The sequence below is a fragment of the Virgibacillus byunsanensis genome, from assembly GCF_042675965.1.
Taxonomy (GTDB): domain Bacteria; phylum Bacillota; class Bacilli; order Bacillales; family Amphibacillaceae; genus Virgibacillus_R; species Virgibacillus_R byunsanensis.
This window is the reverse complement of record NZ_JBHTKJ010000046.1, coordinates 26,272-48,241: the sequence shown is the minus strand read 5'-3', so window position 1 is coordinate 48,241 and position 21,970 is coordinate 26,272. Positions and strand designations below refer to the sequence as shown.

16 protein-coding genes and 1 pseudogene are annotated in these 21,970 nt (G+C 37.4%); 11 read left to right on the top strand and 6 right to left on the bottom strand.

What is annotated here, in order from left to right; genetic code table 11:
* Positions 1-126 precede the first annotated feature (126 nt).
* The 3 genes from ACFQ3N_RS15385 (at position 127) to phoU (ending at position 3,506) form a co-directional block, all read left to right on the top strand.
* Positions 127-1,023 (top strand): AEC family transporter, encoded by an 897-nt coding sequence (locus ACFQ3N_RS15385; protein WP_390363425.1) that lies wholly within the window; start codon positions 127-129, stop codon positions 1,021-1,023.
* 995 nt (positions 1,024-2,018) lie between these two features.
* Positions 2,019-2,825 carry a phosphate ABC transporter ATP-binding protein PstB gene (pstB, locus tag ACFQ3N_RS15380; RefSeq protein WP_390363462.1) on the top strand — a complete coding sequence of 269 codons (807 nt, stop codon included), beginning with the start codon at positions 2,019-2,021 and terminating at the stop codon, positions 2,823-2,825.
* 21 nt (positions 2,826-2,846) lie between these two features.
* Positions 2,847-3,506 (top strand): phosphate signaling complex protein PhoU, encoded by a 660-nt coding sequence (gene phoU, locus ACFQ3N_RS15375; RefSeq protein WP_390363424.1) that lies wholly within the window; start codon positions 2,847-2,849, stop codon positions 3,504-3,506.
* A 3-nt stretch (positions 3,507-3,509) separates the two neighbouring features.
* Here the strand turns inward: phoU and ytaF are convergent, their stop codons facing one another.
* Positions 3,510-4,142: a sporulation membrane protein YtaF gene (ytaF, locus tag ACFQ3N_RS15370; protein WP_390363423.1), complete on the bottom strand. Its 633-nt coding sequence runs from the start codon at positions 4,140-4,142 to the stop codon at positions 3,510-3,512.
* A gap of 141 nt (positions 4,143-4,283) precedes the next feature.
* On the opposite strand from ytaF, the gene ACFQ3N_RS15365 reads away from it, so the two are divergent.
* The 4 genes from ACFQ3N_RS15365 (at position 4,284) to ACFQ3N_RS15350 (ending at position 10,581) form a co-directional block, all read left to right on the top strand.
* A complete protein-coding gene (locus ACFQ3N_RS15365) occupies positions 4,284-6,455 on the top strand; it encodes a DNA topoisomerase III (protein ID WP_390363422.1) in 2,172 nt (723 codons plus the stop codon).
* Positions 6,456-6,836: 381 nt separating this feature from the next.
* Positions 6,837-8,312, top strand: a complete 1,476-nt coding sequence (locus tag ACFQ3N_RS15360) for a Na+/H+ antiporter NhaC family protein (RefSeq protein ID WP_390363421.1) — start codon at positions 6,837-6,839, stop codon at positions 8,310-8,312.
* A gap of 393 nt (positions 8,313-8,705) precedes the next feature.
* On the top strand, positions 8,706-10,079 hold the full coding sequence (locus tag ACFQ3N_RS15355) for an FAD-binding oxidoreductase (RefSeq protein WP_390363420.1): 1,374 nt from the start codon (positions 8,706-8,708) through the stop codon (positions 10,077-10,079).
* A gap of 67 nt (positions 10,080-10,146) precedes the next feature.
* A complete protein-coding gene (locus ACFQ3N_RS15350; protein WP_390363419.1) occupies positions 10,147-10,581 on the top strand; it encodes a DUF4870 domain-containing protein in 435 nt (144 codons plus the stop codon).
* A 48-nt stretch (positions 10,582-10,629) separates the two neighbouring features.
* Here the strand turns inward: ACFQ3N_RS15350 and ACFQ3N_RS15345 are convergent, their stop codons facing one another.
* On the bottom strand, positions 10,630-12,660 hold the full coding sequence (locus ACFQ3N_RS15345) for a LuxR C-terminal-related transcriptional regulator (protein ID WP_390363418.1): 2,031 nt from the start codon (positions 12,658-12,660) through the stop codon (positions 10,630-10,632).
* A gap of 170 nt (positions 12,661-12,830) precedes the next feature.
* On the opposite strand from ACFQ3N_RS15345, the gene ACFQ3N_RS15340 reads away from it, so the two are divergent.
* Positions 12,831-13,151 carry a CHY zinc finger protein gene (locus ACFQ3N_RS15340; RefSeq protein ID WP_390363417.1) on the top strand — a complete coding sequence of 107 codons (321 nt, stop codon included), beginning with the start codon at positions 12,831-12,833 and terminating at the stop codon, positions 13,149-13,151.
* Between the two features lie 95 nt (positions 13,152-13,246).
* Positions 13,247-13,486: an indolepyruvate ferredoxin oxidoreductase subunit alpha gene (locus tag ACFQ3N_RS15335; RefSeq protein WP_390363416.1), complete on the top strand. Its 240-nt coding sequence runs from the start codon at positions 13,247-13,249 to the stop codon at positions 13,484-13,486.
* 65 nt (positions 13,487-13,551) lie between these two features.
* Here the strand turns inward: ACFQ3N_RS15335 and ACFQ3N_RS15330 are convergent, their stop codons facing one another.
* The 4 genes and pseudogenes from ACFQ3N_RS15330 to ACFQ3N_RS15315 form a co-directional block, all read right to left on the bottom strand.
* Positions 13,552-13,701 (bottom strand): hypothetical protein, encoded by a 150-nt coding sequence (locus ACFQ3N_RS15330; RefSeq protein WP_390363415.1) that lies wholly within the window; start codon positions 13,699-13,701, stop codon positions 13,552-13,554.
* A 95-nt stretch (positions 13,702-13,796) separates the two neighbouring features.
* Positions 13,797-15,842 carry a thioredoxin domain-containing protein gene (locus ACFQ3N_RS15325; RefSeq protein ID WP_390363414.1) on the bottom strand — a complete coding sequence of 682 codons (2,046 nt, stop codon included), beginning with the start codon at positions 15,840-15,842 and terminating at the stop codon, positions 13,797-13,799.
* A 619-nt stretch (positions 15,843-16,461) separates the two neighbouring features.
* Positions 16,462-16,782 (bottom strand): annotated as a pseudogene (locus ACFQ3N_RS15320) (alpha-amylase family glycosyl hydrolase); the annotation flags it as partial.
* 69 nt (positions 16,783-16,851) lie between these two features.
* Positions 16,852-18,609 (bottom strand): alpha-glycosidase, encoded by a 1,758-nt coding sequence (locus ACFQ3N_RS15315; RefSeq protein ID WP_390363413.1) that lies wholly within the window; start codon positions 18,607-18,609, stop codon positions 16,852-16,854.
* Positions 18,610-19,308: 699 nt separating this feature from the next.
* Here ACFQ3N_RS15315 and ACFQ3N_RS15310 point away from each other — a divergent pair.
* Both ACFQ3N_RS15310 and ACFQ3N_RS15305 read left to right on the top strand, forming a co-directional pair.
* Positions 19,309-20,604, top strand: coding sequence for an extracellular solute-binding protein (locus ACFQ3N_RS15310; protein ID WP_390363412.1), 1,296 nt, complete (start codon positions 19,309-19,311; stop codon positions 20,602-20,604).
* 81 nt (positions 20,605-20,685) lie between these two features.
* Complete coding sequence (locus tag ACFQ3N_RS15305) at positions 20,686-21,969, top strand: sugar ABC transporter permease (RefSeq protein WP_390363411.1); 1,284 nt, start codon at positions 20,686-20,688, stop codon at positions 21,967-21,969.
* The last annotated feature ends 1 nt before the right edge of the window (position 21,970 follow it).

Here is a 21,970-nt window from a genome sequence, read left to right as displayed (position 1 = left end):
AACACATAGGCACCTATGGTAGGTGCCTTGGTTTTTCTTGCGCTTTTCTAATTCTACCTCAAACTAGAGGAGACAACTGTAAATATGGTAGACTTATAGAATATTTAAGTCACTGGAGTTGTCAATATGCAATTATTTTTTGAAGTTGTTTTACCGATTATCGCTGTGTTTGGCGTAGGGTTTTTATTGCAACGCATTCGAGTTCTTGATGTGAAGTCACTTGCAACTACATCCATCTATATCTTTATGCCAGCATTAGTATTTACATCACTATATGAGTCTTCGTTTAATCAGGGATATACGATTATTATTATATTTGCTTTCTTTCTATTGTTTGCAATGGTTATGGTGAATAAAGTTTTAGCATATATTTTTAAATGGCCACAATCTGTTGAAAGTGGCTCTATTTTAACGACGGCATTCATGAATGGCGGTAATTATGGGGTACCTGTAATGATTTTTAGTCTGGGTGAGGCTGCAATTCCATATGCGGTGTTCTTTATGGTGCTTCAGTCGTTGATCATGAACTTTTTTGGAGTATATTACGCGTCTAGAAGTACGAGTGGATTTGTAAGAGCGTTTAAAACTATTTTTAAAATGCCTGCGACATATGCAGCAATTCTAGCGTTTGTTCTCCAAGCAATCCCATGGGAAATTCCGAGTGCAGCTTATTCTACGTTAACGATGGTTGGGGATGCAGCAATTCCGCTCATGATGGTGATGCTTGGCATGCAACTTGCGTCCATTACATCGTTGAATTTTAATTGGCAGGTCATTTCTTCTGCTGTAGTGACTCGCATGTTGTTGTCTCCGGCGCTTGCCTTTTTATTTATTTGGATCATACCGGTTGATCCGATAATCGGGTCGGTAATCGTTATTGTTGCAGCAATGCCTAGTGCTGCGACGACAACCATGTTTGCGATTGAATTTGACACAGAACCAGATCTGGTTTCGAGTATTACACTCGTAACCACACTTATTAGTATTGTATCTGTAACCGTACTCTTGAATATACTTGCTTAACGTTAGTTTATTAATACACATGTTTTCATTTAAATTTATGTGGGTAAATTTATGTGTACGAATAATTTAAAGAGCTCATGAAAGGGTGAGGTAATGATACGTACGATATTAATGGTGATTGGTGCAATTGTGGTCATTGGTTGGATTATTTCAATGTTATAAATCTAAAATGAACTGCTATTCGAGATGTTAGTCTTGATTAGCAGTTTTTGTTTGCTTAAGGAACTATAAAATGTGGAGCCTGCGAATAATTTATTAACTGTTTTAAGCCACGTCCAGTACAAGCGTGTAGACACTCGAGGCATAAGCAGGTCGTGCCTTTCAAGGTTCCTGTTTAAGAGACTATGTGCCATGTCCAGAACCGACACACTTGACATGGCGTACTTAGCTTGAAGGGACGGATGCAGTTTACGTTGGCAACTGACTGCATGGTTGATTCCGCGGATTTGTCCGGTTATTCCGCGATTAGTATAATAATTCCGCGCTTTTATCGATTATTCCGCATTAATGGACTGGAATTCCGCGCTTTCGTGCGTTTATTCCGTGTTTAGGTCTGTTTGCTTTGGAATTTGCTCCTGTTTCATACTGTTTAATTCATTTGTTAATAGATAATGTACATATTCCATCATTAATCCAAAAGTATGCAGGGGCTCTAATAACAATCCTTTTATGGAAGTATTTTTCCCAGCGAAATTGGATAATTCCTCGATCAGAGGGCTGCTTTCTACTTCTTGTTTAAGAATTATTTGGTTTTCTTGACCATGTTAAGTACTAATTGAGTTACTCAGGTTAGTGACGACTTTATCCTCATTTATTATTGGAATTGCATCAATTTCATTTCCTGTTTAGTAACGATTGCGGGATTTAAAATTTACATAACTTTTACATTCAATTTATTCTTTCTTAATAAATCTTTTGTAACATGAAAATGTAAGGATATATATAAACCCATTCTAGAAATCAATAAGAGTTTAAGGGGAGGGTACACATTGAATATGGTAATGGAAAAGAAAAATGTAGATATACAACCTAATATAAAAAATCCAGAGAAAAGCATATATTCGATTGAAAACTTCAGTTTATGGTATGGCGAGACACAAGCATTACATGAAATTCAACTGGAAATACCGAAAAATAAAGTTACGGCAATAATTGGGCCATCTGGATGCGGAAAGTCAACGTTTATCAAGGCGCTTAATCGGATGGTTGAAATGGTTCTAACTGTAAACATGGAGGGAAGCATTTATTATAATCAAGAAGATATTCTTAACTCGAAATATAAAGTAGAAGAACTACGCACCAAAGTGGGTATGGTATTTCAAAAACCGAATCCATTTCCAAAGTCAATCTATGAAAATGTAGCTTATGGTCCTAAGATACACGGGATTAAAAAGAAAAAAATATTAGACGAAATTGTGGAAAAAAGCCTTCGTGAAGCAGCACTATGGGATGAAGTAAAGGATCGATTGAATGAAAATGCATTTGGATTATCAGGTGGTCAACAGCAGCGCCTTTGTATTGCACGGTGTTTAGCTATTGAACCAGATGTGATCTTGATGGATGAACCAACATCAGCACTGGATCCGATAGCTACATTAAAGGTTGAGGAATTAATTCAGAAATTAAAAGAAGAATACAGCATCATTATTGTTACACACAATATGCAGCAAGCAGCTCGTATTTCTGATAAGACAGCATTTTTTCTTCATGGAGAAGTGGTTGAATTTGAAGACACAAATCAGCTATTCTCGAATCCAGTAGATAAACGAACAGAGGATTATATTACTGGTAGATTCGGATAATAATATAAGGGAGTGAATAGATTGGTAGTTCGTGAAAATTTTGACGAACAATTGGACGACTTAAAGTCCCAGTTGGTTCATCTTGGTAAATTAGCAAATACGGCAGTAGAACGATCGATTCGTGCATTAAATAATCAAGATATTGAACTGGCATTACAAATTATTGATGATGATTATAAGATAAATGTACTTGAAGAAGAAATTAACGAAACAGCAACATGGCTTATTGCTAAAGAGCAACCACTTGCCACAGATCTGCGAAAGTTAATTACAACCTTAAAAATAACAACCGATATTGAACGAATAGGTGACCTTGCTGTTAATATTGCAAAGTCAGTGATTCGAATTGGTGAAAAGCAGTTAATGATTCCAGTGGATAGAATACCTGAGATGGTGGATATTACACAACAGATGATAGAAAAGTCGTTACTTGCGTATTATGAGGAGGATATTCATAAAGCGAAAGAAGTCGCAGACACAGATGATCATGTAGACCAAATGTATGGTAGTTTGATTAAGGAATTGCTGGAATATATGACGCAAAATCCGCAACACATTTCACAAGTAACACAGTTAGCATTCATATGCAGATATTTGGAACGAATTGCTGATCATACGACGAATATATCTGAAGGTATTATTTATTTGGTAAAAGGAAAGCGATTTGACTTGAACCAATAAGACTTACAACATGTTTATGATGCCAAGGGCGATCAGCAATAATGGGGGTAGGAAAGTCATTTGTTCCATTTGTTTACTTTTGGATAAAATAATTCCTGTGTTTATTCCGTAATACAGAAATATGCCGCTCATTAAGGCGATTGAAATGGCTGTTAGTAATGGTGTGTAACCAAGCATTGCTGCACCTAGACCAGCTGCGAATGCATCCAATGCAAGTGCAAAGCCAAGGATAAGTGCTTCGCTTATAGAGATGGTTCCAGAGTGGTCTAAGTCTGCTTGCTGTGGTTCTTTTATAACTGTTTTTATCTGAGTCAATCTTTTGGTTTCCTGGTGAGCGTGTTTAACATGATCCTCTACAGATTGTAATTTCGATCGAATTACATTAAATAGGCAAAAAATACCTAATGCAATTAAAATACTACCGCCAATTACATTAGCCATACCCTCAGAGATAATGCTACTGAGTAACTCCCCAATCGTCATGGAAGCAAGAACCGTCAATCCAGAACAAAGCATAATAATGAAGAGCGCGTTAAATGGTACTCGTATTTTCCTCATGCCATAGGTGATACCAACCCCAAAACTGTCTAAACTTACCGCAATTACTAAAATAAAAAATCCCGTATAAAAAAGCATACCGACCAATCCTTTATATATATTTCTAAATTATTGTATGGATAAGTGAGTGAGATGTGCTTGTGTTGGCCTAATGCTATGAAGTAGAAAATATGGTAAAGTAGTCCTAGATGTTTTTTAACTACAGAGAGGATTTTTTTTATGAGTAAAACCGTTGTATTAGCAGAGAAACCATCTGTCGGTAGAGATATTGCAAGGGTGTTAAATTGTACCAAGAAAGGCAATGGCTATATCGAGGGTTCTAATTATATTGTGACATGGGCGCTAGGGCATTTAGTTACACTAGCTGACCCAGAAGTATATGAAGATAAATATAAAACGTGGCGCTTAGACGATTTGCCTATGCTGCCAGGCCATTTAAAACTGGTTGTTATTAAAAAAACAGGTAAGCAATTTAATATAGTAAAAACGCAATTAAATCGAAATGATGTTAATCAAGTGGTTATTGCTACTGATGCAGGCCGTGAGGGGGAACTAGTAGCACGATGGATTCTGGAAAAGGCTCGTGTGAAAAAAACTGTGAAACGACTTTGGATTTCCTCTGTTACGGATAAAGCAATACGTGATGGTTTCAAACAGCTGAAGCCTGGTGGGAAGTATGAAAATTTATATTTATCAGCCGTCGCCCGCTCTGAAGCGGATTGGTATGTAGGGTTGAATGCAACAAGAGCACTGACAACTAAATTTAACGCACAACTCTCAACTGGTCGTGTACAAACACCAACACTTGCCATGATTGCAGCAAGAGAAAAGGAAATACAGCAATTCCAATCCCGTAAGTTTTATGGAATTCAAGCAAAGACAGCTAAAGGATTCTCCCTGACATGGCAAGATGCGAAGAATAATAGTCGGATATTTTCTAAGGATAAAGCTGATGCACTATTATCGCAGCTGAAAAATAAACCGGCAAAAGTCGTAAATGTTGAGAAAACATATAAAAAGAAACATGCTCCTCAATTGTATGATTTAACAGAGCTACAACGTGATGCGAATAAAATCTTTGGTTTTTCAGGAAAACAGACGTTATCCCTGATGCAAAAGCTTTACGAACAACATAAAGTTTTAACCTATCCACGTACAGATTCAAGGGTAATTTCAACGGATATCGTGCCAACATTAAAAGATCGTGTTAAGGCTTGTGGAGTTGATCAGTATGCGCGTTTTGCTGGAAAAGTGGTCAAACGTGATATGAAGCTTCCGAAATCAGTTGTTGATGATACAAAAGTATCCGATCACCACGCGATTATACCTACAGAACAATCAGTGATGTTAAGTGAGTTGAATGATAAAGAACGCAAGATTTATGATTTAGTTGTGAAGCGATTCTTAGCTGTATTGTCTGATCCGCATGAGTTTGAGCAGACTACATTGACAGCGCAAATCGAACATGAACGTTTTGTAACAAAAGGTAAAATAGTTAAGAAACAAGGGTGGAAGGAAATTTACGATAATCGCTTTGATGATTCGGAAGATAGTGGCGATCAACGTTTACCGGCTGTAGAAAAAGGAGATACATTTTCTGACGTGCGTGTTTCCATGACTCAGGGTGAAACGAAGCCACCTGAACGTTTTACCGAAGGCGCACTGCTGCAGGCGATGGAAAATCCAGTGCGTTATATGAGCTCTGAGGAGAAGCATTTAGCTAATACCATTAATCAAACAGGTGGACTCGGTACTGTAGCAACACGTGCTGATATTATTGAAAAGCTGTTCAATAATATGTATATGGAAATGAAAGGAAAGCATATTTTCTTAACCTCGACAGGCAGGCAATTGCTCGACTTAGTTCCGGAAGATTTACAGTCACCTGCTTTGACAGCGGAATGGGAGCAAAAGCTCGGTCAAATTGCAGAAGGAAAACTAAACAAAGATCGATTCATTTCCGAAATGAAAGGCTATGCAAAAGATGTCGTACAAGAAATAAAAAACAGTGACGAGAAATTTAAACATGATAATATGACTGGAACCAAATGTCCGGATTGTGGAAAACTTATGCTGGAAATCAAAAATAAACACGGAAAAATGCTGGTTTGTCAGGATCGTTCATGTGGTCATAAAAAAAATATAGCAAAACAAACGAACGCACGCTGTCCGAATTGCCATAAACGCCTCGAGCTTCGTGGTGAAGGAGAAGGGCAAATGTTTATGTGTAAATGTGGACACAGGGAAAAGCTATCTACATTTAATGCACGGAAGGATCGTGAGAAAAAGCATAAAGTGTCGAAAAAAGATGTGAATAAATATTTGAAGAAACAAGATGATGGTTTTAAAAATAACGCCTTGGCAGATGCATTGTCGAAGTTGAAGGAATAGTTAATGTAGATATAAGAACAAAAGCGTAAGCGCCCTTACAGGCTAAGTTCGCCACGTCCTTGAAAAAGAAAAGAACTTTTTCTTCGTGGGGTGTTTCGCTGTCGTAGCATTCCTTATCTTGTGCGCTCATAGCTGGACACGGCTTACACAGTCAATCAATTACCCACAGGGTTCAAATTTTATAATATTGAAGAAGTGGTTTTGGGTAATCCGAACCACTTCTTTATTACTTTAAAATGTAATTGTGTATATTTTATGACAATAAAATTATTTTTGTGATAAACTGTTAGACAAGAATAGACATTTTATTAAATCAATACGTTTTATTCGATTCAGGAGCATTTTTAAATTGGTGAATTTATACAAACTAGGAGGGAGAAAATGTCTGAAAATGAAGAATTAGAAAGGGCAACCGGAGAAAAAGAGATCACTAGGTTAGATTTTAGGTTAGGTGCCTTCGGGGCAGCAGTCCCATTAGTCTTTTTCGTGGTGTGGGCTATTACAATAAGTGTTCTTCAGTTATCGTCTGAAATTGGTCTAGTAATGGGGGCAGTTATTGGACTAACACTTGGTTTGTTGTTTTGTAAAAGTAAGTGGGCTGATTACGCACAAGGATTATTTGATGGATTGGCTCAACCGGTTGGGGTTATTGCAATGGTGGCATGGTTCTATGCTGGCATGTTCGCTCAAGTACTTCAGGTTGGTGGATTAGTCGAAGGACTTGTGTGGATTGGTGCAATTACTGGATTAACTGGTGGGTTATTTGTGGCATTGACCTTTTTACTAGCAGCTACTTTTTCGACAGCAGTTGGTACTGGTTATGGTACGACAGTAGCTTTTTGTACGCTTATGTTTCCAGCAGGTATAGCAGTTGGGGCAGACCCGGTTATCATGTTCGCAGCAATTCTAGCTGGTGCGGTGTTTGGTGATAACTTAGCACCTGTTTCTGACACGACAATTGTTTCTGCTACAACACAGGATGCAGATGTGCCAGGCGTTGTTCGTAGTCGTTTCAAATATGCTGTTGTGGCTGCAATTCCTTCAACAATACTATTTGCAATATTCGGTGGCGGTGGATCAGCACAGGCTGATCAGGCTGTATTGGATGAAATGATCGCATCAACAAGCCCAGGTGGTTTGATTATGCTGCTGCCATTTGTGTTAGTACTTATATTAGCATTATCAGGACACCATTTAATTACGTCATTAACGTGGGGGATTATTTCTGCGATACCACTTATTGTCTTTTTAAACCTAGGAACATTGGGAGATATCATCCGTTTCAACCCAGAATCTGATGCGATTGTGGAAGGTGCATTAATTAACGGGATTACAGGCTATGTTAACATGGCAATTCTTATTCTGTTAATTGTTGCTGCTGCCCATTTATTAAAACTGGGTGGTACTATGGAAGCAATTACGAAGGGGCTTGTTAAATGGATTAGAAGTTCCATTCGTAAGGCAGAGTTTGCAATCTGGGGAATAGTTGCTTTACTAAATAGCGCAATTACCATTAACACAGCGGCTGAAATTGCTGCAGCACCATTCGTTAGAGAGCTAGGTGAAAAGTATAAAATACATCGTTACAGACGGGCGAATATGCTTGATGCAGTAACATCGGCTCTAGGGTATATCTTCCCGTGGGGAGCACCAGTATTATTAGGGTGGTCAACCATCAGAACCATGCAGGAAACGTATACGTGGTTACCGATCGTTGAGCCAACAGCCGTATTTCCATTCGTTTTCCAAGGTTGGTTCCTCGTAATCGTTATGCTTATTGCAGCACTTACTGGATGGGGATTACGTTATGAAGGGAAAAATGGAGAAGAGTTAAAAGAGGCTCCTACTAAGGATTAAATTAAATTGAATTGAATATAAGAATTACATGTAGGGATGAAGAGCGTTTTTATAACGCTCTTCATCTTTTGTTAATGGTTTAGAAAACTATAAAATCAGGATTCTGTAAATAATTTATTGACTGTGTGAAAGCTCCCCTGAAAAGCATCGCACGAAGAAAAAGTGCTTTTCTTTTTCAAGGACGTGGCGAACTTACCTGTAAGGGCGCTTGCACTTTTGTCCTTTCTTTTTACACAAAAATTTCCTGGAATTTAAGTCCAAACTGATTCACCTGGGATGTTAAGGTCAAAAATATATACTCAAGTATACATTACAGAAATGCAGAGCTATGATACGATTCTATTACCTTTAAAGTACATAGTACCGGATATAAATGTTTGGAGGGCTCGGTAAATGGAAGAAAAGTTACAAACTGGCCATATTATTTTACCAGATCATGAGCTTTATGAAGAGAAAAGAAAGGTATGGAACGGATTAATTAATCGATATCCTGCTGCAATATTCGAGTGTAAGTCCGAAGAGGATGTTGTGTCGGCTGTTATCTATGCCCAAAAAAAGAATCTAGAAATATCGGTTCGCGGAGGTGGCCATCATCTTGCGGGAACTGCTGTGTGCGATGATGGGGTAATGATCGATTTGTCCAGCATGAATGCAGTTGCCGTAGACGCGAAAAGGGGATTCGTAGAAGTAGAGGGTGGAGCAACACTTGCGGATGTTGATGCTGAAACGCAACATTATGGATTAGCTACACCGACTGGAACTGTATCAAAAACTGGAATTGCAGGATTGGCACTCGGTGGTGGCTTTGGGTATTTACGCGGCAAGTATGGATTGACTTCTGACAATATTATTTCTGTCAGGATGGTAACAGCTGCAGGGGACGTAATTTATGCAGATAAGGATGAGCACCCTGAACTTTTCTGGGCAGTCCGTGGTGGCGGTGGAAACTTTGGTGTCGTAACAAGTTTTATATTTCAGCTTCATGCAGTTGGTCCGGAAGTATTAGCAATTGATGTCATGTATGATTATAAGGATACGAAACAAATTATACGAAATTTAGAAGAGTATATGGAAGATGCACCAGATGAAGTTTCTGTAAACCTGGCAATTATTCAACTTCCTCCAGCCCCTATTCTACCAGAACATCTTCATAACAAACGGGTCGTTACTATTTCAGGTATGTATAGTGGTAATCCAGAAAAAGGGGAGGAAGTTGTAAAGCCGCTACGTAATTTGGCGGAGCCCTTAATAGATTCTACAGGTGTTATGCCATATACTGCACTGCAAAAGAAACTAGATCCCATGGTACCAACAGGGTTACCAGTGGATGGTACGTCATTATTTTTTAAAGAACTAGATGATCAAGTATTAAATATACTTATAAAAGGCATTGATGATTCCAAGTTACCTATGGTAATGGTACAACTTTGGGCTTTACATGGTGAGGCAAATAGGGTCTCATCTCACCATACGGCTTTTGCAGTTAGAGATGCACGTTTTCTCCTCATCATTGATGGAGAAGTTCCGAAAGATGGTTCTAGCGAAGATTTAGGGTGGATAGATGCTATGTACGAGAAGTTGTTACCATATTCTTATGTAAAGTCTTCTTATTTGAACGGTGTAAAACCAGAAGAGCAAATAACGAAAAACACTTACGCTGAAAATTATAAAAAGTTATCAGAGATTAAAGAAAGATATGATCCTGACAACTTATTTTGTCATAATCATAATATTGAACCAAGTAATTTTAAGAAAGCGAATAACTGATACTTTTTCCCCATACTTTATAAAAGGTAACTAAAGTAACAGAAAACTTTTTAAGGAGGTGTTTATTATGCCAGAAGAAATAAATGCAGAGGATGCAAATGAAGAAGTGGTGGAAGAACAAACAGAAGAACAACCACAAGAGGAATTACAGGAAGAACAACCACAAGAGGAATTACAGGAAGAGCAACCACAAGAGGAAACCGCAGATGTGAAAGAAAATAAGGGTATGGCTATCTTAGCTTATATTATTTTTTTCATACCGCTTCTTGCTGCAAAGGATTCAAAATTTGCTATGTACCATGCGAATCAGGGACTTGTTCTATTTCTAACTGCGATGGCAGTCTATATTGTTGGGACAATAATTCCAATTATTGGGTGGTTATTAATCTTGCCAATTGGAAGTTTGTTAATGCTAGTGCTTGCTGTAATTGGGATTATCAATGCAGCAAATGGAAAAACGAAGCAGTTACCTATGATTGGGAAAATCCAAATTTTAAAATAAGAATAAAAGGGAAGACAGGTACTACCTGCCTTCCTTCCCAAAAAGCATTTATGTCAACTCCAAAATTCGTTTGATTAACTGTGATCTGTTTTTTACATTGACCTTTTTGAAAATACGGGTAATATGTTTTTTAACCGTAATTTCAGCAACATACAATTCCTCTGCTATTGCCGCATTACTTTTTTCATCAACAATCAGTTTGACAATGTCTTCTTCTCTGTCTGTAAGCGAGAAGGTCTTTGTAATTAACTCCATATCATTATTTGTTTCCATATCACCAGTTAATTGTTTTAAATAGGAAGCAAGTTTTGCACCTCGAACATCCAATATATACGTTGGGGAAGGATTATTTTTTCCGTAGTCATAATGAGTAGCATTAGGAACCTGCTCAAATCCAAAATTCTGCAATAATTCTTGGAAAAAAGGCAATGGATTTGATACGATAATTCTTTCACCCGACAGTAATAATGGAAAAAGACTATATAACAAAAAGGATCTCGCAGCTGTGTCAGTCGGATCTAGATAATCTAACATTCGGATGAACCATCCCGCATTTGTATTTTCTGAAACGGAATAAGCTCTTTTTTCTTTAGGACTTAACCTGCTGAAATATGCTCTGGAAACAGGTTCGTGTATTAAGTGTTCTAATGTATTTTCATTAATAGGTACTATAATCGATAGACCGATAGTTTTATTTTGGTTGTTTTTTAATAAATGAGATCCTTTGTAACCAATTTTTTTAAGATAAGTATCATTGATTAGTTCTAATTCCCTCTGATTATGTTCAGAAGATGCATAAAATCGATAGGATTGATTGGACTGCCTATTATAAAATTGTGCTTCACTATCTGAGGCATCTTTTTTCCTGTCTTCAAAAAATTGTGTTACCTCCTCGAAATTATATGCTGCAATTGGTTCTAGGTACATTGATATATCAATCGTGTCTTGAAAGAATACGGATTGTATAAATTCGTCTCCAAGATGATAGAAAATGGCAGCTATATCATCTGCAGAACGTGTTAAAAGTGTTCTACGATAAAAATATGCAACACTTCGTTGGTTTAATAGATGGTAGCGTTCAGGATTCCGGTGCTTCAATTCAATTCTGATGGCGTCTCTTATTAGATCATGCATGGACCATCCATTTTTTAATGTTTTTACAAAGGACAGGCCAGTAAGTACTTGGAATGTTTTTAAATCGACATCCTTTTTTAAAATGGATGAAATACTTGATTGGTCAAAGCTGTGTAATACGGCAGCAGCTTCAATGATCGTATGCAAATCAGTATATTGTAATTCATTCAACCACCGGTGTGTAAGTTCTTTTAGTATATGTGGTGTTTGTTCTGATAATCGCTCATTAGCATTTTTAGATTGTTGCTTTTGTTCAGTCAGCGCTGCTAGTGAAAGTGCTAATGGATGTCCATTGGTGAAGTTCCACATCGTATTAACTAATTCTTCATTTTCAATGCCATAGTAATCCAGGTATTCACGAGTTTGGGATAACGTGAAGTCTTCTAGTTCGATTTGCTTTGTGAGTTTTCGCCAAGCAGGTGATTCTATCCATTCACCAGTTAAAGGCTTTCGACCTGCAAGAATGACAAATAAAGTCTGAGGCATGTAAGCTAAGAAAACCTGACGAAACCAGCGGTCAAGATCCTCCATATATTCGTATGTATCAATTGCAATTATAATTCGACGATTTGCTGCAAATTCTGTAAGTGTATGAAGGAGGTTTCGCAACGTATACTCTTTTATATATAGTTGCATTTGAGTACTTGTTTCGATCAGGGTTATGATGTGTTCGGTAAATCCTTCTGGTGTATGTGGGAAATCTCTGCTATCCAATGTTAAAAAAAGTACTTGTTCTTTCTTGGCAACACGGCTGTATTCATGAATCAAATATGTTTTACCAATACCACCTGCCCCATATATATACAGTACTTTTACTTCAGGTTCACTTTGTAGATATTGTGAGAATAAATTAATTTCTTTTTTTCTGCCTACAAAAAACTCTCCCTCTACTTTCTGGATCACATCATTTAAGTTTTCGATCTTTTTGTTTGTATTTAAAGTCACTAAATAACCCCCTCCACAATCATTTGTTTGAAAAGTCCAATTATTATAAATATATAGACTTAAAGACCCTATGTCAATTGACTTTTGCAAAGTTTTAGGATAAACCATGTAGTTAGAAGTAAATAAATCCTTTATAATAAGAGATAGACTTTAGTTGAAGGAGTATTTCAATGAACAGACATGCTGTTACAGGAGCTATTGATAGCGAAACACGCTGCGAACATTACCATGAAGAAAATGATCGAATCGCGATAAAGTTTTATTGCTGTATGGCGTATTTCCCGTGCTATTTATGCCATCAAACGCACGGCTGTGGACAAAAGCGAGTATGGCCAAAAGAAGCGTTTAATCAATATGCATTACTATGTGGTGGATGTGGCGTGGAACTGACAATAAATGAATATTTGAATAGTCATTATTCGTGTCCTTCGTGCAATGCTGCTTTTAATCCTGGTTGTTCATTACATGCACATCTGTATTTTGCAAGGTAAAGCTCTAAGGTTACACTGTTTACAGGAACTTGCAATGTCATGTATCATGAAATAGAAGCGCTATTTTATCTAGCAAATTAGGAGGTATACGATAGATGGCTTTTGTTATTCTAGATCCATGTGGGCCAGAGAAATCTGCAGAATGTGTAAGTGTCTGCCCTGTTGATTGTATTGAAGAGGGAAAGGATCAGTTTTACATAGATCCGGACATTTGTATTGATTGTGGTGCATGTAAGGCAGTTTGCCCAGTGGACGCAATTGAGGAAGAGTATGATTTGTCGCCTGATCAGGAAGTCTTTTTAGAGAAGGCAGAAAAGTTTTTTGCTGACAAATAGCAAAACATATATATATGAAATCCCCGCTACGATCTTAGTTACCTTAGCGGGGATTCTTTTATAGTTTAGCTATCTGGCTTTTTCCCATCGTCCGGAGCAGCTATTTTACTAGCAATCCAGCGCTTTGCTGTCGTTTCATCAATCTCATAAACTTTCCCTTCACGCAGTAATTCACCGTGATAGGCTGTTTGTACATTCATTTTTATTGTCAGCATGGTTGGCTCGCACCCCTTTGTAATGATGTAACTAATTATAGCACAGGCGTTATTTCAGAAAAAATGGAACTTTCTACTTAAAGAATCATCTAGAATTATTTTCCCGTAATCATTTGTAGTGCTTTATCTATATCTGTCGTCGGTTGTTGACAGGAAAAGTTTTCACAAACATAAACGGTTGTTTCCTGATCAATCTGCTTATATTCAGCTGCGAAAGGGGAGATGTTTTTAAAATTTTCAGCGTTATTGCTGGCAAGCAAGGTTATATGGGGTAAGAATTCCTCTTGTAGTCTACTGATGAAACTATTATCATTCCCCAATACTACTACTTCTTTGGTTGGATGTTCAGTCAACAACAGGCTTTGGATGAAAAAAGTACTTGCTGAGGGAACCTGCTTTATATCTGCATAAAAAGTGCGATACATTTCCTCAAGTTTATCAAGATAAGATGTTTCACCTGTAGCATTTCCAAATCGAGCTAGTATTACTGATGCTACGCTGTTTCCCGATGGGATCGCACCGTCGTAAATTTCTTTTTCCCGTGATAAAAGTTGCTCACTGTCACTTCCAGTAAAATAAAAACCACCTTGGTCATTATCCCAGAATAAATCAATCATGCTATCCAACAGATTTCGGCCTTTCTCTAAAAAGGCTAAATCAAACGTTGAATCATATAAATCAATATATGCCCACAGGAGAAATGCGTAGTCATCCAGATAAGCATTATATTTCACTTCTCCGTCACGAAATCGTGCCATCAGCCGGTCATTTTCAAACAAGTTATCCTCAATAAAGGACAATGCTTGCTGAGCCGCTTCTGTATACTTCGGATTGGCAAATACCTTACCAGCTTTCGCTAATGCTGTGATCATCATAGCGTTCCAAGCTGTTAAAACTTTATCATCAACATGCGGATAGATACGTTTTTCGCGCTCGGTTAACAATATTGAACGAGCTTTTTCCATTTCTTTTTGTAATACATCAGTGGAAATAGTATGTTCTTGAGCCACTGTTTCTAAATTTGATTTAATGAGATTCGGAATATTTTTCCCTTCAAAATTCCCTTCAGGCGTAATATCATACATGGCCGTGTAAAGTTTTCCAAGATCTTCTCCAAGAATAGCCATGACCTCATCGTAGTTCCATACATAATATTTCCCTTCAACACCCTCTGAATCAGCGTCAATCGCAGAGAAAAAAGCACCTTCAGGACTTGTCATTTCTCGTTTCACAAACGTAATAATCTGCTCACTTATTTGTTTGTAAAGTGCGTTTTTCGTTATTTGATAGCATTCCGTATAAACAATTAACAGCATCGCGTTATCATAGAGCATCTTTTCAAAGTGTGGCACCAGCCATTTTTGGTCGGTGGAATAACGGGAAAATCCAAATCCGACATGGTCATAAATACCTCCAGATGCCATGGATTGAAGTGTGCTTTCCACCATTTTGAGAGCCGCAGTTTTACCAGTAAAATGATACTGCTTTAGTAGAAAAAGGAGATTTTGTGGTTGTGGGAATTTTGGTGCATCGCCAAACCCACCATATGAAAAGTCAAAGCTCTTTCCTAAATGCTTAAATGCCTCGTCAATAATATCCTTTGACAGTCGGGTGCTGCTTTTAGCTTGTACAGCCCTTTGCAATGCATCCGTCACACTTTGGGTTACTTCGTTAATATGGTCTGGATCAGTTTTATACTTTTTATGGAGTTGTGTGATGACTTCCATAAATCCTGGCATACCATATTTACTTTTTTTCGGAAAATAGGTACCAGCGTAATAAGGAATTTTATCCGGTGTCATAAAAACGGATAATGGCCAGCCGCCATGTCCAGTCATCATCTGGCACACCTTCATATACACGGAATCGACATCTGGCCGTTCCTCCCGATCAACTTTTATCGATATATAATGCTCGTTTAAGTATGTAGCGACTTCTTCATCTTCAAATGATTCATGTGCCATGACATGGCACCAATGGCAAGTGCTATAACCTATTGACAAAAATATAGGTTTATCTTCTTTTTTGGCTTTATCGAATGCTTCCTCACTCCATGGGTACCAGTCAACAGGGTTATGAGCGTGTTGTTGCAGATATGGAGATTTTTCATTTATTAAATGGTTTGTATTTGGATCGGTCATGTTTTCAGCTCCTCTAAGCTTAGTTTTAGACACGGTGTATTTACTATACGTATTTAAGTAAGAGGATACTAGTTGGGGGAGGGGATGTCTAATAGAGAGGGTGTGTAAAGTGAAATTGAACTCGGGGCACATGCACCGCAACTCGGGAGAGAGCAATCAACTCCATTCACCAACCAAAAGTGCTTAGCGAATCGATGTTGACTTACCTAGGAGAACTTGACATAAACAGTAGCAAATTCCAAAGCAAATAGGCCTAAATGCGGAATAAATGAACGAAAGCACGGAATTCCAGTACATTAACGCGGAATAACTGACAAAAGTACGGAATTATTATATAAATCGCGGAATAACAGGACAAATCCGCTGAATTAACTTGTGTAGGCAGTCGGTAGTGTGAACAAAAGCGCATCTATCCTTTGTAAGCTAAGTACGTCATGTCGAGTGTGCCGGTTCTGGATGTGGTACACAGTCTATTAAACAGGAACAAAAGCGCAAGCACCTTGTGTCTAGTCTCCTTACGCCGGACGTGGCTTAAACAGTTAAACTATTCGCATGCTTCTAATTCCTAAGCTAACAAAAAAACAAGAGATCCAAATTAGGATCCCTTGTTTTCATCTCAACTGTCGATGGATTTAAGTGATTCAGCAAACCAATTGTGCTCATCTGATGTATGATTGATGACGAGATCCATGATTAACTTCATATTACGTACATGAATTTCGTTCAATATACGATCCCAATCTTCCATCGTTCGAAATTCAGACATGGCAGCCTGGTAATCACTAATATCATAACCATTGTCATCATTGGAGGATCCATAGACAGGGGAGAGTCAGATCACATCAATCCCCAGATCCTTTAGGTAATCGAGTTTTTCAATAATCTCGTTGATATCGCCAATACCATCCTGGTTACTGTCGTTAAAACTGCGTGGATAAATTTAATAGATGACACTTTCTTTCCACCATTGTCAGTTCATTAGTTCCCCTCTTAACCTTTTAGCTATTTTCTAATAAGCTTTAATAATGAAGAAGTCGTTTGCGCCCAATTCAATTTTGATCGAGTTCTTAATCGGTGTAATGGTTTCATTTGTCCATACGTTTTTGGCATACGTACCATAAACATCTGGAATCGAGACGGTAATTGGTTTCTCGGATGGATTTATGGCAACATAAACAACTTCATTTTCATATGATTTGGAATAGACGAGATGGTTTGTTTCTATTCCAGATTCCATAAATCTGAATTTCCCTCTACTTCCAAATGCTGCTTCTGTTTTACGGAAATGAATTAACTTTTTAATAAAGGATTTTAATTGTAAATCTTGTTTACTTTTATCCCAAATCATACATTTTCTACAACCTGGATCATCTCCGCCGGTCATTCCAATTTCATCTCCATAATAGACACATGGAGTTCCTTTAAAAGAAAATTGTAGTACGTATAACAATTTTGCTTTTCGACTATCTTCGTTACATAGCGTAAGTACACGTGCAGTATCATGACTTCCCAACAGATTAAAGGCAACTTCATTAACATTTTCAGGATAGGAGCAAAGAACTTTGGTCATCTGATTTTTAAACTCATTGGCAGTGATTGTTCCTGTTGCGAGATAATCGAGAGCAGCAAGTGTAAAAGGATAATTCATCACAGCATCAAATTGATCTCCTTGTAACCAAGGCATGGAGTCGTGCCAAATTTCTCCCAGGATGTATACATCTGATTTAATTGTCTTTACTTTTTTTCTAAAATCTCTCCAAAATTGATGGTCAACTTCGTTAGCAACATCAAGCCTCCAACCATCGATATCAAACTCTTCGATCCAATAGGAAGTAACATCAAGTAAATATTGTTTTACTTCAGGGTTTTCAGTGTTTAATTTTGGCATATGAGGTGTGAATGCAAACGAATCAAAATTAGGTCTTGGTTCTGTTTGAACTGGAAATTCTCTGATGTGAAACCAATCTTTGTATTGCGAGCTTTTACCATTCTTTAAAACATCTTGAAATTGTGGGAAGTAATATCCGCTATGATTAAAAACAGCATCAAGCATCACCCGAATTCCTCTTTCATGACACTTCTTAATAAGTTCCTTAAATGTCTCTTTATCACCAAATTGTGGATCAATCTCCATATAATCAATAGTATCGTATTTATGGTTAGAGTATGCTTTGAATATAGGTGTGAAATAAATGCCAGTTATACCTATATCCTCTAGATAATCAAGGTGTTCCATAACACCTTCAAAATCACCACCGAAATGATTATCATATGAAGGATCAACACTTCCCCATTCAAGTGTTCCTTCTGGGTCATTTTCAGTGTTTCCGTTTGCAAAGCGTTCGGGGAAAATCTGATACCAAACCGTATTTTTAACCCACTCAGGTGCTTGAAATACATCAATAGAGTTCAAAAACGGGAAACAAAAATAAAGTTTAACATCAGAAGGCGCAACGTTATAAAATCCCGTTTCCGTATAAACAATCTTTTCTTCTTCATTAGTAAGTTCAAACCCGTAACGTAACCGTCTATATGGAGGAGATATTTCTACAAGCCAATAATCAAAAAGTTCATCAGATGCTTGAAGATACATATCCTTTTTATGCACTTGCCACTTATTCTCCGACCAATCATAAGGGTCTCCGTGTATAAGGGTTACCTGCTCCATATCATTTCTCTTCGTTTGCAGACGGATGTGTAACGTTTTCTCATCATAGGCATAAGCAAAATTGTTTTTCGGACGGTGATAAATCGATTCTTTTATCAATGATTTCGCTCCTTTTTCATAGTTTAGGGAATTATAAAATCTGACCCCTGCGGATAATTTAATGACTGTGTAAGCCACGTCCAGCTCCAGCGCCCAGCGACTATTGGGCATCCTGATCCTCCTTACGATAAGTCAACATCGATTCGCTTACGCTCTTCGTGTTTCCTTTAAGATGAACTTGACTTATTGCCAATAATGGCAAAAGTTAAAGTGAATCTTATACTCTGGAGTGAATCTCATGCGGATATAAGGAAGATCGACTAACTTCGCCGCTATGCGCGGCAACGTCGATCCACCCGCGATGCACGGGCACAGCCCATACGTCGCTAAACGGGCACTTGCGCTTTTGTTTTCAAAATAGTAATCTTTAATCTTCATCATACCATGGACGAAAGCAATAAAGATAAGAGTCCTTGATAGGAAACTATAATTATATGCAATCGATTGCGCAAATAAAACCAATTACCTAAAGTTATTCTAGTCTTGCTAAATAAAAAAACATAAGAAGTGGTAATCTAGCCTATAAAATGTAAGCGTTTTATATGCAATAATCATAACACATAAAAAATAATCTTGTAATCTATTATTTTTTATTGTGTTTGGGTTTTTATTGTGTATAATAGTAACTAGTAGTTGTGCAATCGTTTTCACAGATAAAATGAAAACGCATTCAGTAAGCTAAAATTAGGAGGGGAAAAGATGAAAAAGTGGATTGTATTGTTACTTTCGTCACTATTTATAGTTGGAGTTATGGTGGCTTGTTCACCTGATAGGGAAGCCAATGAAACAGAGGAAACGGATAACGGAACAGAAGAGTCTGACAACGAAAATGCTGAAGAAGAAAAGCCTGAAAAACTGGTGATTTGGGAAGATAAAGATAAGGGTGTTGGCTTGGATGCAGCTATTGCTAGTTTTGAAGAAGAGTACGGTATCCCTGTTGAATATAAAGAATTGGACATGGCTACAGAAATTCGGGAGCAAATCCGTTTAGATGGACCATCAGGTCAAGGGCCAGATGTAATAACTTTACCCCATGATCAAATAGGGCAAGTAGTAACAGAGGGAATAATTGCTCCATTAGATGTGGATGAATCTGTAACAGCTATTTATACTGAATCATCTTTGCAAGCTCAAAATTATGATGGAAAATTGTATGGTTTGCCAAAAGCAACAGAAACGCCGGTTTTTATATATAATAAAGAATTGATGTCAGAACCAGTTGAAACATATGATGAGCTATTTGAGTTTTCGAAGGAATTCTCTGGTACTGAACAATATGGTTTTCTTGCTTTGTGGGATAATTTTTACTTTGGTAATTCAGTAATGTCAGGTTATGGTGGCTATGTATTTGGTAGTGAAAATGATGTCCCTAATCCACAAGATCTAGGTGTGAATAATGAAGGTGCTGTTGAGGGTGCAAGGTATATTCAAAAATGGTATGAAGAAATTTTCCCTTCAGGCATAATTGGTGAAAGTGGTGGATCTGCAAAAGATGGTCTATTTCAAGATGGAGATGTTGCTTCTGTGATGGACGGTCCATGGGCATTTCAAACACTTAATGAAATTGGCATGGATTATGGTGTAACACCACTTCCTAAACTTCCAAACGGAGAATACCCAGAGACTTTTATGGGTGTTAAAGGATGGCACTTATCTAGCTTTTCTAATAACGAAGAATGGGCAACTGTATTAATAGAATGGATTGCAAACGAAGAAAACGCTAAGATACGTTTTGAAGAAACAAGTGAAATACCACCTGTGAAATCATTAATTGATGATCCTATTATTGCTGATAATGAGGGAGCGCAGGCTGTTGCAATTCAATCGCAACGAGCAGTTCCAATGCCAAACATACCAGAGATGGCAGAGGTTTGGGAGCCGATGGCACAAGCATTACAATTAATAGCGACTGGAGAATCAGAACCCCAGGAAGCATTAGATGAAGCGCAATCAACTATCTTATCACAAATTGAATTGAACCACTCTGGCGAATAAAAGTTTAACAGTGTAGGCAGTACCTCGATCTTTCGAGGTACTGCCTACCGTTCATAAGGTGATAGAGGGGGGAGGTTAGTCATGAAAGAAATGAAAAAGAAAACGAAGCAGAGAAAAGTGGCTTTGACTTTATCTATTGTTCCTGGTCTTGGTCAAATATACAATAAACAATTCATAAAAGGGTTCATATTTCTTGTTTTAACAGGTGCGTTCTTTATTGCTTTTGGTGATTTACTTCGTTTTGGCTTTTGGGGATTAGTTACATTGGGCATTGATCCCCAATACGATCATTCTATATTTTTATTAGTAGAAGGGATTATCACGGTAATTGTTACCATTTTATTTTTGGGTATTTATATATTTAATCTGTTTGATGCCTACAGAACTGGGCGAAAACGTGATAATTCTGAAAAAGTAAATAATCTACGAGAACAATACCATTCGTTGATTGATAATGGATTTCCGTATTTAATGATGTCACCAGGATTTCTATTACTAATTTTTGTTGTTATTTTTCCAATTTTGTTTGTGGTATTGCTTGCATTTACTAATTATGATTTATACCACACTCCTCCCGCCTCATTAGTTGATTGGGTTGGGTTTAAGAATTTTGTAGATATATTTGAAATACCAATATGGCGTGAAACATTCTTTAATGTACTTGCATGGACTATTGTTTGGACATTTGGTGCTACTACACTACAAGTCGCTTTAGGTATAACACTAGCCGTAATTATGAATCAACCTGATTTAAAGTTTAAAAAAACAATACGGACAATTTTTATATTGCCCTGGGCAGTTCCGGCGTTTGTTTCTATTTTAGTTTTTGCTGGAATGTTTAATGAAACATTCGGAACAATAAATGAGGATATTTTAGCTTTTATTGGAATTGATCATATACCATGGATGACTAACGCAATGTTTACAAGACTTGCCTTAATTTTCATTCAAACATGGTTAGGTTTTCCTTTTATATTTGCTATGACAACTGGAGTATTACAGTCTATACCAAATGAATTATACGAAGCAGCAAATGTTGATGGTGCAACTATTGTTCAGAAGTTTAAAACAATCACATTACCACTTGTTCTTTTTGCAACTGCACCAATTCTGATCACACAGTACACGTTTAACTTTAATAATTTTAATGTAATATTCCTTTTTAATGGTGGTGGACCTGCTATGGCGCAGCAAAATGCAGGTGGAACAGATATATTAATTTCATGGATCTATTCGTTAACGATGACATCTGCACAATATGGAAAAGCAGCAGCGATTACCATGATCCTTTCACTAATTGTTATTTCGGTTGCTCTATGGCAGTTTAGAAGAACAAAATCATTCCAAGAAGAGGATATGATGTAAT